Source organism: Devosia neptuniae, assembly GCF_025452235.1.
GTDB lineage: Bacteria > Pseudomonadota > Alphaproteobacteria > Rhizobiales > Devosiaceae > Devosia.
In genome coordinates, this window is record NZ_CP104964.1 from 425,678 (window position 1) to 442,322 (window position 16,645).

Annotated in this window: 9 protein-coding genes and 1 pseudogene; 7 read left to right on the plus strand and 3 right to left on the minus strand. The window is 59.6% G+C overall.

Annotation, left to right across the window (positions count from 1 at the left end):
• Positions 1-114: 114 nt before the first annotated feature.
• The 4 genes from N8A98_RS02060 (at position 115) to N8A98_RS02075 (ending at position 12,789) form a co-directional block, all read left to right on the plus strand.
• Positions 115-8,169, plus strand: a complete 8,055-nt coding sequence (locus N8A98_RS02060) for a CLIPPER-2 domain-containing protein (RefSeq protein ID WP_262165383.1) — start codon at positions 115-117, stop codon at positions 8,167-8,169.
• Positions 8,170-8,209: 40 nt separating this feature from the next.
• Positions 8,210-8,383 (plus strand): hypothetical protein, encoded by a 174-nt coding sequence (locus N8A98_RS02065; RefSeq protein WP_262165385.1) that lies wholly within the window; start codon positions 8,210-8,212, stop codon positions 8,381-8,383.
• 87 nt (positions 8,384-8,470) lie between these two features.
• A complete protein-coding gene (locus tag N8A98_RS02070) occupies positions 8,471-11,827 on the plus strand; it encodes a TonB-dependent receptor (protein WP_262165386.1) in 3,357 nt (1,118 codons plus the stop codon).
• Positions 11,828-12,000: 173 nt separating this feature from the next.
• The gene (locus N8A98_RS02075) at positions 12,001-12,789 is read left to right on the plus strand and encodes a hypothetical protein (RefSeq protein WP_262165387.1); all 789 of its coding nucleotides are present in this window, start codon (positions 12,001-12,003) and stop codon (positions 12,787-12,789) included.
• A gap of 102 nt (positions 12,790-12,891) precedes the next feature.
• On the opposite strand, the gene N8A98_RS02080 is transcribed toward N8A98_RS02075, so the two are convergent.
• The 3 genes from N8A98_RS02080 to N8A98_RS02090 all read right to left on the minus strand — a co-directional run bounded on the left by N8A98_RS02080 (position 12,892) and on the right by N8A98_RS02090 (position 14,900).
• Entirely contained in the window at positions 12,892-13,389 is a 498-nt protein-coding gene (locus tag N8A98_RS02080) for a hypothetical protein (protein ID WP_262165389.1), read from the minus strand.
• Positions 13,390-13,600: 211 nt separating this feature from the next.
• Positions 13,601-14,062 carry a hypothetical protein gene (locus N8A98_RS02085; RefSeq protein ID WP_162740019.1) on the minus strand — a complete coding sequence of 154 codons (462 nt, stop codon included), beginning with the start codon at positions 14,060-14,062 and terminating at the stop codon, positions 13,601-13,603.
• A gap of 349 nt (positions 14,063-14,411) precedes the next feature.
• Positions 14,412-14,900, minus strand: coding sequence for a YciE/YciF ferroxidase family protein (locus N8A98_RS02090; RefSeq protein WP_262165392.1), 489 nt, complete (start codon positions 14,898-14,900; stop codon positions 14,412-14,414).
• A gap of 137 nt (positions 14,901-15,037) precedes the next feature.
• On the opposite strand from N8A98_RS02090, the gene N8A98_RS02095 reads away from it, so the two are divergent.
• From N8A98_RS02095 to cydX, 3 genes and pseudogenes are all read left to right on the plus strand, one after another.
• On the plus strand, positions 15,038-15,910 hold the full coding sequence (locus N8A98_RS02095; RefSeq protein WP_262165393.1) for a DUF72 domain-containing protein: 873 nt from the start codon (positions 15,038-15,040) through the stop codon (positions 15,908-15,910).
• A 123-nt stretch (positions 15,911-16,033) separates the two neighbouring features.
• The gene (locus tag N8A98_RS23340; protein ID WP_390888760.1) at positions 16,034-16,243 is read left to right on the plus strand and encodes a hypothetical protein; all 210 of its coding nucleotides are present in this window, start codon (positions 16,034-16,036) and stop codon (positions 16,241-16,243) included.
• Positions 16,244-16,384: 141 nt separating this feature from the next.
• Positions 16,385-16,487: pseudogene (cydX, locus tag N8A98_RS02100) on the plus strand (cytochrome bd-I oxidase subunit CydX).
• The last annotated feature ends 158 nt before the right edge of the window (positions 16,488-16,645 follow it).

Genomic DNA, 16,645 nt, shown 5'->3' on the forward strand with positions numbered 1-16,645 from the left:
TTTACGATAAGCCATCGTTTGTATTTATGGCTTGTCGGCTTCTTTTCGCGCCGATTCGATCGCGCGTCTCTCCATTAAGGGACGAGCCGTTTTGACGTTGTGGGGGCTGTTCCGATGTCGTTTTTCCGTACGCTGCACCTGCTGGTGCACGCTGCAGGCGTGTGTCTGTCGTTTGACCGACGCGCCGAATGGCAATGGAAACGCCGCGCTGTAGCGTTGGAATCCCGCGCGCTACGTCAACTTGGCATCTTCAGTACTGTTTTATTGGGCTCGCTTATCTCAGTATCAGCGGTTCAGGCGCAAACAACCGGTGGTTGGACGCTGAATATCGACAATACTGGCTTCAACCCGATCCCAGCCGGCGCGCTGCTGCCATATTCGATCCGCATCGATAACAACGACAACGTAGCGACGCCTGCGACGACGATCACCTTCACCATTCCCGCAAGTGCGGATTTCCTCGATGTCACCGGCGGGCTAACCAATTGCGTGGCTGACCCCGCGACCGGGCAGCCGGCAACAGTCACCTGCGATGTACCGGTATTGGCGCCCAGTGCCATCCTCAACGCCACGGTCAACTTGCGCCCTCGGGAGCAGGGCACGATTTCCCTCACCGGCACCATGGCCAGTCCGGGCCCGACCTTCAGCCGCCAGACCACCGTGCAAAGGGGCGCTGATCTTTCGGTCGCGCTCGTCGCCGACCCTGCAACAGTCCAAGGGGGTTCTGTCGCTCACTTCAGTGCGACGGTTACCAATGCCGGACCATACCCGTCGGACAATGCTACACTAGTGGTGTCCCTGCCTGTAGGGCTATCCACCGATGTCTCCATGCCTGCTGGTTGCTCGATCGCCGGCCGCGACATCACCTGCGTCATCGCCGGGCCCATTGGGATTGGCGCATCTATACCGCTGGACTTCTCGGCTCAAGTGACCGCCGCCAATGCGTCCACGATCACGCTGGCCGCCGAGGTGAATTCAACCTCGCCGCGCGACGGGGTGAACGACAATGACGGCGCTACGGCCGACATCAATGTTACCCCGGGCACGGATGTCAGCATCGGCAAGACTCGTGCGCCTCAGGGGCTGATCCTTGTTGGCGATACGGTTACCTTCACCCTTGAGCCACGATTTGTGGGCGTAGCTCCCACTTCAGCCGGCATTCAAGACGTCGTGCCGTCGAACTATTCGATCGACAGCGTTGTTCCCACGCCGGGTTCCGGATGGACGTGTCCGGCGCCGGCGGGCCAGACGATCAATTGCAGCTACGCTGCCGGGGGCGGCACGAACTACACCGCGCCGATCACCATCACGGCGACTGCCATCGACGCCACGTCGCCAACTGTCGGTGTCACGAATACGGCGAGCATCAACTCCCCCAACGAGAACGCCGATGCAGGCGGCAACAATTCGGGTAATGACGGCGCTGCTTTCATCGCTGTGCCCACCATCGATCTCAATGCGGAGAAAAGTGGCCCGCCGCGTGGATTGGTGACCGTCGGCAATTCCTATGATTTCCGCCTTTATACGTTCAATGAAGGCAATGCTGGCTTCTTCGGGCCACTTACCATCACTGATCATCTTCCGGCAGGATTGACGCTTACATCGGCAGCTCTGCCAGGCGGCTGGAGCTGTTCGCCGGCGCTGCCACTGGTCGGCGGACCGGGCGCCGATTTCACCTGCGTCACCAACAACTACACTGAATCCTCGCCGCTGGGGCCGACGCAGCGGACGCCGGACCTCGTCCTGACCGCCGAAGTGACTGCGCCCGGCGCGATCTCAAACTCCATGACGGTGTCCTTCCCGAACTGGGATCAGGGCGGGGATATAGACCCCTCGAACAATACCACCGGAATTGGCCTGACTGGCGCTGACAACGCGAACTGGGCCGATTTGAGCGTCCTGAAGACGATGACCGCGCCAAGCCCGATAAACTCGGGCGACCAGGTCACCTTCGAGATGGAATTGGTCAACATAGGACCGGCACCAGCTCTCAATGTCGTCTTGGATGATCGCTTGAACGACATCGTCGCCGCCGGTGGGGGCGAACCGGGCCCAAGCGATGTGACGGTGGTCACGTCGCCGGGGGGTGCCACGGGAATGGCTTGCATAGTCCCGACCAGCAGCGGCTATTCGCGCGATCTGCAGTGCACGGTCGATACGCTGCCCATGTGTACGCAGGGTGTTGACTGCCCCAAGGTATCCGTCACGGTTCGCACCGGCAGCCAGGGTGCCAAGACCAACACCGCGACCGCCTTTTCAACGGTCACGCCGGATAACGACACCACCAACAATACTGACAGCGTCAACTACGCCGTCGTCTCGCGCACCGACGTGACGGTCGCCAAATCTAGCCCGGCATCCTCTACAGGCGCCAACGCCGGGCAGGAATTGATCTATGTGCTGACAGCGGGCGTGCCGCTGAACGGCCTCAGCGATGCTGACAACGTGACCATCGTCGACACTTTACCGGCTGGCGTGGTGTTCAAGAGCGCCGCGCAGAGCAGTGGCTCCTGCTCTGTCCTGCCGGGCGTTGACACAATAACCGGTCCCGGCAACAACACGATCACCTGCAACCTTGGCACCATAACCAACGGTTCCCAGCAGACCGTCTCGGTGCGCGTGGTTCCAACGACCGCTCAGGCTATTGCCGGCGTCCCCATAAATAACGTCGTCGACGTCACCACCACCACCGACGAGACCGGCGGTGCGGCACCCAATCACGCCGAACTGTCGCTCAGCGTGCTGCCGCCGGAGCTGGACCTGATTATCAGCATCGTCGATGCTCCCGATCCGATACCGGTCGCCACGGACACGACCTACACCATCACCATCCGCAATAGCGGACCGTCCGATGCGTTCAATCTTGATGTGCTCGATACGCTGCCGACGACCGGCCTTGCCAATCCGCGCATCGTCTCATTTCCGCCTGGTGCCAACTGCGTTTTGAACGGTACTAGCGCTACCGTGCCCGGTGGCACCATGAGCTGCGAAATTCCAACTCTGGCAGCCAACACTCAGGTGCAAATCACAGTTGCCATGGAAGGGGTGGCGCGCGGGCGCCACACCAACAATGTCTCGGTGACTTCAGACGAAACGGTCGCGGGCTTCGAGAGCCCCACCGACAATAACGCGTCCTATGAAGACACCACCGTACGCGAACGTGCCGACCTTCTGGTGACCAAGGTTCCCAGCGCGGCTATCGTTGATTTGCGCGAGGAGTTCAGCTGGACCATCACTGTGACCAACCAGGCCGGTGCTGGCCTGGGCGTCGCCGAATGGGTGACCCTGGCCGACATGCTGCCCGAAGGCATGGAGCTGACCCAATTGCCAGTGGCGTCGGTGGGTACTTGCTCAGGCGTCGTAGGCGGACGCAACATTTCCTGCGAGCTCGGGGATATGGCCTCGGGCGCTGTGGCCACGGTGACGCTCTCGACCAAGATCACCTCGACCATTGCCGCCTCTGCCGAAAACTCGGCCACTGCCAATACGCTGTCGTTCGAGCAAAACCCGCCGAACAATACCGGCACCGGCCAGGTTACCACAGTCCAGGCGAGCAGCATCAGCGGCACGCTCTACCGCGACTTCAACAGCAATGACACAAGGGGCGCCGAAGACACCGGCATCAGCGGCATCACCATGTCGGTGACCGGCACCGCGACCCACGACGGCGCTGCCATCACCGCGACGACCACCACCGGTAGCGACGGCAGCTACAGCTTCGCCACCCTACCGCCCGGAACCTACAGCGTCTCCTATGGCACGATAAGCGAGCCGCACCTAGTCGACGGCAAGGCTCTGCCGGGGCCCAACGGGTCGGGCGCTAACCCGACAGCGAACGGGGTCGGCAGGATCGACGGCATCGTCATCACCAACTCGTTTTTCTCGGTAGGCCAGGACTTCACGCGCGTTCCTGTTCCCCGGGTTGGCCTGAGCAAGACAGCCGGCACCATAGCTGTGCAGCCCGATGGCAGCTACTTCATCCCCTATACGGTGACGGTCAAGAATCTCAGCCTTGAGCCGGTCAACACCATCGCCGTCACCGATGTGCTGAATGGTGCATCGCAGAACTTCGGCGCCTATAGCGGCGGCGGTGCTCCTGCCGAAGGGCAGTATCGTATCGTTTCGGTCTCGGGCGGCGCATTTGGTACCCTGAACACCGGCTTTACCGGAGCTGGCGCCAATACGCTGGTTTCCGGGGGAACCCTGGCGGCGGACGCCAGCGGCACGGTCACATATACGGTGCATATCAATCCAGCGATTCCACGGATCGTGCCATCCCCTGTGCACACCAACCAGGCCAGCGTGGCAGGTACCGGGCAGAACTCGGGAACGCCGGTAACGGACCTTTCGCACAACAATTCGAATCCCGACCCGGACAATAACGGTATTGCCAACGAGCCCGGCAACAACACGCCGACCACGGTTTCGCAGACCCCCGCGCCGGCCGTCACGTTGGTCAAGATCGCTACGCCCGCGTATAGCGGAGCACCAACTGTCGGAAGCCGCATCGACTACAGCTTCACGGTCACTAACACCGGCAACACACCGCTGCTGAACGTGCTGGTAACTGACCCGCTACCCGGCCTGGTGGGTTTGAGCACAACCCCCATCCCTCGACTTGATCCTAGCCAATCCGATAGCACCACCTTCACCACCCATTACCTGCTCACTCAAGCCGACATCGACAATGGTTCGCGCTCGAACACGGCCACCGTTACCGGGCAGTGGGGCGTCAGCGGCGGCACAGCACAAAATGTGACCGCGACCAGCACTGCAAACGTACCGGCGCTGAGCAATCCGGGGCTGACGCTCGTCAAGACGCTGGAATCGGCCGCCGACATCGGCAATCCGCGCACCGAAGTGGGCGATGTGGTCCGCTACCGGTTCACGGTTACCAACACAGGCAACACGACGCTCAACAACGTGTCGGTGGCCGATGCGCTGCCGGGGGTCGCTCCCGATCCGGCTGGCGCATTCAATATCGGCACGCTCCTTCCCGGGGCCGTTCCCGGAGCCACTGCCACTGTATTTGCCAATTATCCCGTCACGCAGGCGGATATAGATGCTGCCACGGTGCAAAACAGCGCCACCGCAAGCGCATTGCATGGTTCGACCCCGATCAGTACGCCGCCGAGCACAGTCACGACTCCGCTTTTCCGAGAGTCGAGCCTGACGCTGACAAAGACGTTGGTCAGCACCATTCCGCCAGTGCCGCGCGAAGGCACACCTGTCACTTGGACAGTAAGGGCGACCAACACAGGCAATGTGACGCTGAGTAATCTCGTCGTCACCGACCCATTCCCCAATGCTGTCGTCTCGCCGACGTCGCTGGCTAGTCTCGCGCCCGGTGCATCGGCTGACTTCAGCGTAGTAGCGCCGCTGCGCCAGCAGGACATCGACGCCGGCACAGTCAACAATACCGCCACCATCAACTTCAACGATCCAGCCGGCCCGAAGACACCGGTTGACGCAAGTGCGATCGTCACTCTGCCGCCGCAGACGCCTGCCATCGCGCTACAGAAGACGGGCGACGTGTCGGCGCTAACGAACCCACCCCAGGTGGGCCAGGAAATCGTCTACACGATTATTATCCGCAACACCGGCAACGTGCCGCTGGACGAGATAACACTGGCCGATCTGCTGCCCGATGTCGTGATTGACGCTGCTGATGTGACTAGGCTGAGCACGGCCGTTCTGCAGCCGCAGAATGAAGCAGGCACGGCAACCGATACCGACATCACGGTCACCGTGCGCTATGCGCTCAAGCAATCGGATGTCGACGCCGGCGAGGTGGAGAACACCGCCATAACGACAGGTAAATCGACTGTCGATGACACTCTCGTTACGGACCAGGGCGGAACGGACTTTGGCACCAATGATCCGACGGTGACCAGCCTGTCGCAGGCACCGCAGATCAGTCTCGTCAAGACCATTGCTAGCGCTGCCTTGAGTTCTCCGCCGCAAAAGGACGACCTGATCACCTACGCGTTTTCGGTTCAGAACACCGGCAACGTGACGCTGAACAACATCCAGCTCACCGATCTTATGCCCGATGTGCTGGTTTCCGGCAGTTGGACAGGTCCACTGGCGCCAGGTGCCAGCAACGACACCGCCTTCACTGCCACCTACGCCCTCAAGCAAGCCGACATTGATGCGGGCACATTTACCAATTCGGCGCGGGTCGATGCCACGGGCCCTGGTCCCGGTGGTACGGACATCCCAGTTTCCGACATCTCGGGCACTGCCATCGGCAACGACGATACGACCGACCTGGGCCCGCTCACACGCACCACGGCGCTCACCATCGTGAAATCGGCTGATGACTCCAATCTAAGCACGCCACCACAAGCCGGCGAGGAGATCATCTATGGCTTTGTCGTGACCAACACCGGCAACCAGACGCTGACCAATGTCGTCGTCGGCGATCCATTACCGGATCTCGTCCTGACATCCCCAAACACGATTCCGACCTTGCTGCCCGGTACTGCCAACGCGGTTACTATTTCGGCGACCTACGTACTTAAGCAGTCCGACATCCAGGCCGGCGAAGTTCGAAACCAGGCCACTGCTAGCTTTGAAAACCCGGACGGCCCGCAGCCACCTGTGCTCTCCAATGAGATCGTGGTGCCCCTGGACCAGACGCCATCAATTGCGGTGGTGAAAACGGCCTCGTCCGCCCTGAGCGAACCGGCGGTCGTGGGTGAGGTGATTACCTACACCTTTACCGTGACCAATACGGGCAATCTCACGCTCGATAATGTCGAGATCAGTGACCCTTTGCCTCGACTTACGCCCAGTTCCTTCGTTGTGGGCACGCTTTTGCCGGGCGAGAGCTCGGGCCCACTCACCGCCACCTATGCGATCGATGCGGCGGACGTAACGGCCGAGGAGGTTGTGAATCAGGCCGTCGCCACGGGCACCTTTAACGATGGCTCCGGCCCGCAGCAGATTACTGATCTCTCTGGACCTACCAATGATACCGACCAGCCGATCACTGTTCCTGTGGTCAAGGCGGAGCCCAGCCTTGCCATCGCCAAGACCGCAAGCTTTGCCAATGGAGGCGGCTATACGCGTGTCGGCGACGTCATCGATTACCAGTTTGTCGTCACCAACACAGGCAACGTGCCGCTCACCAATGTCACGCCGCGCGAGCTTGCCTTGACGTTCAACGGCCAGCCGCCAGCAGGCGAACTCGATCCAATCCAGCCGGGGCCAGTTCCGCTGGCCGTGGGCGAAGAGGCTACATTCAACACCCGCTATGTACTGACACAGGACGACATCAATAACGCCGCGGGCATTGCCAATGGTGTCAGCAACACTGCCGATGCGACTGGCGTGTACACGTCTGCCCTGGTTGGCGTGCTCGCCGTCGAGGCGGAAGATGACACGGCCACCTTGATGGTGCCCGCGCAGGAGCCCGCCGACATCACCATCGCCAAGCGGGCGCTGGTTTCCACCATCCGGCGTGGTGAGACTGCGTCTTTCGTCATCACTGTGACCAACAGTTCGCTCGCCGATGTCGGGCTTGTAACGATCGCCGATCGGGTTCCCGCGGGCTTTGTCTTCGTCGAAGGGACTGCGACTGTGAATGCGGCTCCGGTCACCCCTACGGTTGCCGGGCCAGTCGTCACCTTCTCCGACGTGCCGCTGGGGCCCAATAGCAGCGTCGAAATCGGCCTTGTGCTACGCGCTCTACCGACGACCCCGCCCGGAAACTACCGGAACACGGCCTATGGAACCGACGCCTTTGGGACGCCATTGGCGCCCCCCGCACATGCCGATATCCGCATCGATCCCGAGGCGATCTTCGATTGCAGCGAGGTGATCGGCAAGGTCTTCAGCGATCTTGATCGCGATGGCTACCAGGACGAAGGCGAACCGGGCATTGCTGGCGCAAGGCTGGCGACCGTCCGCGGGACTTTGATCACCACGGACGCTTTCGGACGCTTCTCGGTGCCGTGCGCCGACCTGCCGAGACGGCAATATCGGCTCGAACTTCGTGCTGAAATTGGACGAGCGCACGTTGCCCGCCGGCTTCTCGATGACTACGGACAATCCGGCCATGGTCCGACTCACCGCGGGCAAGATGACCGAAATGAACTTTGGCGCCTCGATCGGTCGCGAAATCCGCCTCACCCTCGACAACTCCGCTTTCGTCGGTGGCTCTGAGGTTCCGACGGCAGCGCTCGATGACGGCATCAGGCAACTGATGACGCTCCTAACCGATCACACGACGACGCTCTACATCGCCTATGGCGGCGAGGCGGGGGATGATCTCGGTCGCCAGCGCGTCGAGCATGTCATCGCTTTGATACGCCAGCAGTGGCGGCAAGCGGGCGAGCCGTATCGGCTCGTCATCAACACCGATCCGATGGAGCGTTGAGCCATGAATTTCACAACTCTTCGCGCCGCAATGATGACTGCCTGCTCGGCTCTGGCCATTGGGCTGGCAACGCCCGCCTTCGCGCAAATGGGCTTTTCCATCGCCGTCGACGGCATGCACGTTTCCGGTGATCCAATCGCGCCCGACCACAAGCGCCAGACCGATACGGCATTGGCCCGCACCGACATCCAGGTCACGTTCGACGGCCTGGATGCGGCGCCGAGCTTGAATGTGCTGCCTGCGGACCGACGCTCGGTCTATCGGGCTGGTGAGCCGGTGAGGTTCGTGATCGATACCAACTACGCGGCATGGATCGAGCGCGCTGAGGTTCGTCTCTATGACGCCAGCAGCGATGATCTGCTGGCGGTCCTGCCGGGGCAGCCCGGCAAAGAGCTCTTGTGGTCGATGCCCGCTAATACGGGTGCGGAGTTCTATTATGTGGCTCGCGTCTATGACCGCGACGGTCGCTTCGACGAAACACTCGCGCTGCCGTTGACGCGCAGCGAACTCAGTGCCCCGTCAACCAAAGACCTACCGGTTTGGGGCGATGACCGCACCGCCTTACGCAACATCTCGGTGTACGGCGGCACGGTTACGGTGCATGGCACGAACCTGCCGGCCGGCGGGAGCGTGCGCTTTCTGGGCGAGAGTGTGCCCGTGGATGCCAGCGGGGCCTTCGTGGCCAAGCGCATTCTTCCCTCTGGCGACCACACTATCGAGATCGCCGTCGATGACCCGGATGGGGATGTCGTCGTCTTCAATCGCGACATCAATATTCCTTCCGAGGAGTGGTTTTATGTCGGCATGGCAGACCTGACGGTCGGCAAGCGATGGGGCGACGGCAGGATCATTGCGGCCAATCCCGAGGAATTCGACGGCATCTATGCAAAAGGTCGCGCCGCTTTTTATCTCAAGGGCAAGATCAAAGGCGAATATCTGCTGACGGCCTCGGGCGACACAGGGGAAGGGCCGCTCAATGAAATGTTCAGTGGCATGCTTTCCACCGATCCACAGGCCCTGCTGCGGCGCATCGATCCTGACGAATACTACCCCGTCTACGGCGACGATTCCGTGCTGGTCGACGATGCCCCTACTCGGGGCAAGCTCTATGTCCGGCTCGAGCGCGGTCCCAGCAACGTCATGTGGGGCAATTTCCGCACTGTGGTGGGCGATAGCGAGCTGCTGCGCCGCGAGCGCGTACTGTATGGGGCTTCTGCTCGGCTTGAATCGGATGCCGTAACAGCTCAAGGCGCCCCAATTTACGAAGCCAATGTCTACGCGGCCCAACCTGGAACCCTTCCGGCACGTGATGTGCTACGTGGCACTGGCGGCTCGGCCTATGTGTTGCGCCGGCAAGACATCGTTGCCGGATCTGAAACGATCACCATCGAGCGGCGCAACGCCATCACAGGCCTCGTTGTTTCGAGCACGACACTACGCGCCGGTGTCGATTACACGATCAACTATATGCAGGGTGTCATCATCCTTGCTCGACCGCTCAGTTCCACCCAGCGCTCCGAGGGGGCGGTGCAGTCCTCCAGCGACGATGTCGTGAATCTGGTAGTGCAATACGAATTCAGCCCACCGAATGCGGACCTGGATGAGTTTGCTTTTGGTGGCAGCGGCACGATCCGGCTGAACGATGCTGTCACAGTGGGCGCCGTCGGTATGACCGAGACGATGGAGGACGAAAGCGACTTGCGCGTCTATGGCGCTAATATTCGCGTTGCCCCCACCGAGGACACCTTCATCGAGGCAGAGATTTTGCGCAGCGAGGGCAGGGCGCTGTCGAGCTGGGTCTCCACTGATGGCGGGCTCACCTACGTGCAGCAGGCCGCTGTGGCGGCCGATTCAGACGCCTATGCCTATCGGCTTCATGGCCAGGCCGATATTGATGACTTCTTCGAAGGCACTTTCGACGCGATTGCAGGCTTTACACTCGAAGGCCGGGAGGCGGGGTTCTCGACGGGCGAACTACAGACGCAGCACAACACCTTAATCTTCAACGGCTTTATCGACGCCAAGATCAACGACCATCTGGCGCTGGCGCTCGATTATGATCGCATCAGCAACGAGACGGGGGCCCGCCGCGACGAGCTGGGGGCCGAGCTAAGCTACACGCTCAACGATGACTGGACTGTCAGTGTCGGCCTTCTGCATCGGGACGAGACCCGCCCGGGAGGGCTTGCCAAGGATAATGGCAGCCGCACCGACGTTGGCGCGCGCGTGACCTATAGCCCGACCGATGATCTTTCCGTGTTCGGCTTCGGCCAGGCGACGCTGACGCACACTGCCGGCTATGGCCGCAACGACCGGTTGGGCGTTGGGGCAGATCTCAAGCTCGGCGTCGATTGGGCCCTGTTCGGGGAAGTATCGACTGGCTCCACGGGGCCGCAGGCGTTGGCGGGGATCAGCCACGAATCTGAGCCCGGAAGGCGCACCTATATCGGCGTGCGCGTTAGCCCCGAGGCCCAGGAGGATCTGTTTTCCGACCACCAGACCAAGAGTGGGCTCGTTCTCGGGTCCGAGCAGCGGATCAACGACGCCCTTACGGTGCACGCCGAAAACAATTACGGCTTGTTTTCCGAGGCGGGGTCAACCACTGCCCTTTACGGTGTGAAGTTTACGCCCGACAAATTCTGGACTGGCTCGGGCACCTACGAGACCGGCAGCATCCGGGATGACGACGCCTCCGATTTCGAGCGTCATGCCATCTCTCTGGGCCTTGGCTACAAGGATGAGGGGATCGAGTGGAGCAGCCGGGGCGAGTTGCGGGTGGAAGACTCGGCCGATGGCACGCGGGATCGCACCACCGCACTGCTGCAGTCTGGGCTTTCGGTCAAGACTGCCGACGACTGGCGCATCCTTGCCGGCATCGACGGCCTGTTCAGCCGCTCCGACCAGAGTACCATACTTGATGGGGACTATGTCGAGGCCAGCGTTGGAGCTGCCTATCGCCCAGTAGACAATGACCGGCTGAACGCGCTTTTCCGCTACACCTACCTCTATGATCTGCCGGGACCTGACCAGGTGTCGCGCGGCGGCTCGGTATTAGGGCCGGCGCAGCGCAGCCACATCCTAAGCGTCGATGCCAATTACGACCTGACGCAGTTTCTGACAGTCGGCGCGAAATATGGCGTGCGAATCGGGGAGACCTCAGAAACGCGTAAGAGCAACGACTTCATCGCCTCGACCGTGCATCTTGGTGTGCTGCGTGCCGATCTTAGCGTACTCGAAGACTGGGGTTTGCTGCTGGAGGGACGCGTGCTTTACAATACGCAGACTAGCATCTCCGATTTTGGCGTTCTTGCGGCTGTGTCCTACGACATCACCAAGGAGCTACGAACGACCGTCGGCTACAATTTCGGCCAATTCTCTGATGACCTAAGTGATCTGACCTATGATGATCATGGCGTCTTTTTCAACATGGCCGCCAAGTTTTGAGCTGACGAGGCGCTAAGCGGCCGTTGAGACGCGCTCCACCGCGATTTCTGCCGGTGGAGTGGCAACATTGTGAATAGAACGACGGCGTGGCGTATTTCCCCCGACGTCACAGAGGGCGTTGGTGGTTTCCGCGACCAGCGATGCCGGAAAGCGCTTTAGTGGGGGCCGCGGCTATGTTCCGCAGTCTTGCCGACATTAGAATCGTCTGCTCAAAGGAGTTATGCATGCGGATACCGGGTTGGATCGTGGTCACGGCGACACTGGGTCTTATGTGTGCGCCCGCTCTTGCCCAGGCATTGCCGCTGCCCGGCGAGTCCCAAATTCCCGAGGACTACGCCACTCTCCTCTGCCAAGATGTTGCGGGCGGCCAGGACGTCCTAGCCAATTATCTGGCTCCGGGCGAGCACTCCATCGATACGACCATTTTTCTCGAGGGGCTCAAGTTAAACGACTGCTTCTATAAGCAGGATCGGGTTGGTCCGATTGAGATCGAGAGCGTGATCGAGCGCCGTGTAGCGCAGCCCGGCCAAACTTATATCCTTTATCGCGGCACGATGGCGGACGGCACAGAAGTCATCGGTATCCTGCATGAGGAAGGATACGATGCCTATCCGCGCACTGAATTCCAGCAATTCCTGGCCGAAAGTACGCGGGACGGCGTCGTTTCGGTGAGCGAAGGCGAGCGTGGCGCTTATATTTGCGCCTCGACCGAAGCGTCGATGGCTGTGTTGGACTCCATTGGCCAGTCCGATGTCCCTGATGAGCAATTTGCTGCTCTGGATCGGGCGCTCGATACCAATGGCTGCGTGGCAGCCATAGGCGAATTCCGGATCACCGAACGACATGCCGATGCCTATATTGCTGGCGGTTACGAGGCTGATGAAATCTGGACCGCCCTGACGGCAATCGACCAGAGCGGGAAAACGGTGAGCCTCCTCTATGACGCCAGCCCGTTCCGCTAACGTCCGATTGCGTTAACCAGCGCCAGGCGGTGTCATGGACACCGCCTACAAATACGAGTCTTCCTTGCTCATTCGCACACGATACCCAAACGACAACGTGGCTCAGCCAGCCGCCCTTGAGTTCATCACCTGACCGGTAAATTCGCACGCAGCGCCGTGATAGGCGAGGCAGCCACGTTGTTCTTCGAGATTGAGGAAGCCGTCCTCGTCGAAGACCAGCTTGACCTCACAATATTGCTCGCTGGTCATCGGGCTGTCCGAGGCCGGCTTGTAATCCTCGTTTTCGATTAAGAGATTGCCACCAGTGGGCCCCAGGATCATCTCACCCTCGATACCACCGGCGCAACCTGGAAAGTCATTCTCCGTGGGTACGACAGTGTCGATCTTGACCGCAAAGACGTCGTCCTGCTGATGTGTCAGTTCCACCGTGAGTTCTCCGCCTTCGCCGCTGCCGAAATAAGTGCCCTCCTGCTCTTCGGGCCTAAACCCCATGGGCTCTTGCGCGTGGGCTGTCGCGGTGAGCAGAACGCTGGTGATAAGGGCTGCAAGCAGACGAGACATAATCAACCTGATTTTAAGAGGGGAAATCGCGCGTTCCAAACTGCCGTGACAATGTCCTTGTAATCGTGGCTAAAATCGGCCGCCAGCGGCATTTGCTTTGGTATTTTGGGAGGCCCAGAACGCGTGCGATTAGGACCCGATCACTGCGTCAGTCTACGCGGCCTCACCTGCTGGGTCGGGAACCAAATGCGATCGGAGAATGGCTTGGGTGCTCGGCTAACGCGGCGATGGACGGTGCCTCCGGGGCTTATTACGATCCGCCGGTTTTGTCATTGATGAATGACAATGCGATGCGATCGACGATAGGGCTGAACTCAGATTTCCTCGCAGCGTCGTAGAAAATGTCGATGCACCAGTTCTCGGCCTCATCGCGCCGGCAGGCGGCGTAGAATATCTGGTTGTCAGCAAACCCCGATATAACGCCAAGATGGTCCTTATCGACTTCGTAGGTGATCTCTCTTGCCTGGGCTGCGACTGTCTCGGTCAGGTAGACGTAGGGCCGGGCATCGCTTTCAGTGCGGTATTGTCGAAGCGTTATTGGGTGATCTGGTACGTAAACAGATCCAAAATCCTTGTCACCCCATATGAGCGCACTAATTGGTCCGTCGATAAAGAATTGTGGAACCTCGATTGTGCTTCCACCGCTTTGGGTCGTGGTCCACTCATCTGCGGTTGCAGACGAAACGCTACAAGCTACCACAGCGGTCGCCACGACAAGGATCGCAATAAGCCCCGAGTGAAAGAAGTCTGACCGCACGTGATGCGGAAACCTCAATCCAAGACGGGTTCCGAAATCTGTGCCGTCTCTATTGCACGTGGGCATAATTATTCTCCGATCTAAACCGCCTCCAAAGAAACCAGACTTCTGAATAAATCGCTATGGCGGATGCATCAGGGCTTCCGATCTGTGGGGCGCCACAGGGATCGGATGTAGGGATCTGCCCAGAATGGAAAGATCAAGACGGGGACGTCATCCGCTATCGGAGCTCTGGACTTTGCGCGTAACAAAGCGAGGTGCGCGGCTCGATCAATTGATCGAATCCGCGCTACTATGGGAGGGATTAAGCGGCCTTGACGTTGGCTTCTGCCTCGCCAACCTTTGATAGCTTTTGGTCTGTGGCGATTTCTTCCTTCAAGGTCGCCTCAAACAGCGCGGCAGCGTCGGTTAGCCCCAGTTGGTTCGCCCATGTCTTCAACGTACCGTAGCGGGCGATTTCATAGTGTTCGACCGCCTGAGCGGCAGCTATCAGGCCTGCATCAAGCGCGCCGGTTCCCTTATATTCATCGATGATGGACTTGCCTTCTTCAATAATCCCTAGGATCGCCTCGCAGCTTTTGCCGCGGGCGGGCTTTCCGATGAGCTCGAAAACCTGTTCCAAACGCTCGACATGCACCTCGGTTTCCTCCAGATGCTGTTCAAACCCGGCTTTCAGCGTAGGTGATACCGCAGCCTTCGCCATCTTTGGCAGCGTCTTCACGATCTGCTTTTCGGCAAAATAGATGTCCTTGAGGGTATCAAGAAAAAGATCGTTCAGAGTTTTTTCGGCCATATTTGTAAGCTCCTGCATTGTGAAAGACCCAGCTCACAACGCCGGCACGCCTACTCTGTTCCGCTGCATGGCAGAGGGGGCAGCGGAACAAACGAAGGACGTCTTGAACAATTTATGTGCCAAATCGTTTTGATCGCATGACTGGACCCCTCACGCCTGACGAGCGCCGTGCAAAAAAAGCTCAAAAGCGGATTAAGCAGCGTGAGAGCACCATCCTGCGTGCCAGCAAGATGCACAAGGCGAGATTGCTAGCCGAAGATGGCCCGCCTCGAAAGACAACCATACCACCTGCTCTGAATATTGGATGCTCGGGTTGGTTCTACTGGCATTTGAAGGGCACCTTCTATCCAACCCAGATGCCGACCAAGGACTGGTTCTCTTACTACGCTGACCATTTCCGTACGGTTGAGCTCAATGCCCCATTTTATTCCTGGCCCACGCTGGGCGCGGTGCGTTCATGGCGCAAACAGGCCGAAGGCCGGGATATGATTTACACAGTCAAGGTGTCAGACCTGATTACTCATGTCTGCAAGTTCGAAGATACGGGAACATTGGTACGGGACTTCGGCTATATCGCTGACCTGCTCGGACCAATGATGGGCTGCTTCTTGTTTCAGCTACCACCGAGCTATCACTACTCGCCAGACCGTCTGCAACAAATTTTGGAGCAAATGGATCCGGCTCGGCGCAACGTCATCGAATTTCGTCACACGAGCTGGTGGCGCGATGAAGTCTATGCGGCGTTCGAGAAAGCAGAGGCAATTTTTTGTTCCTGCAGTGGGCCGCGTTTGCCTGACGAATTGATAAAGACCGCCGACGATATTTACATCCGATTCCACGGGATTGAGCGATGGTATCGCCATGATTACAGTGAAGAAGAACTTTTTGTTTGGGCGCAACGTATCCGAAGCGCGGGTGCCGAGCGTGCGTGGATTTATTTTAACAATGACTTTGATGGCTACGCAGTCAAGAACGCGATGATGCTATCGAAAATTCTGTCCACCGTATGAAAGAGCGGCATCCGGTCGTCTGGCCGCGACAACAGCCTTAAACTGTGGCGCCTTAATCCGCTGGCTAAGACAGTGGCGCTGACGCAGGCGGCTGGCTGCCCAATTATGGGCCCCTATACTTGGATGATCGCGGCACCCGTCTTAGGCTTTGTTGGTGGTCGGAGCCTGCTGGCGCTGCAGGCGCGGTGGGGCTTGCCAGCGTTGTGGGCCTCAAGCCTGGGCATTTTCGGCATTGTCTCGACCGCAGGGTTGTCGCTGTTTCCGTTTCTGCTGCCTTCCTCGACCGTGCCTCAGTCCGGCTTGACGCTCTGGGACGCATCCTCCAGCCATTGACGCGCTTCATCATGCTACTGGTGACCTGTTTCTTCGTGCCCATCATCTTTCTCTATACGGGCGGGGTGTTCCGTGTGATGCGCGGCACGGGCGAGCACCGAAAGCGTGGAAAAGAACCCCACGCGCCTATTGGAGGCGAGCATGTGGTATTCCTGGGTCCTGGGGGCTGGCTTGCAGTTTTGCCATTCTAAACGCCATGTGGTTTGAAATGCGGGAGGACCCGCACAGGGCCAAAGGGCAGTAACCGACCGGCGCATCGCGACACCTCTCGGTCATGATCGCGCTCTCGTATGCATAGTGGCTTCTGCAGGAGCGGGGGAATGTGCTCACGCTCACCAGCGCTGCAGCCATAGGAGGTGCACATCTCGTGGTGCTGTCGATCAACCGTGCTACGGTGGCATG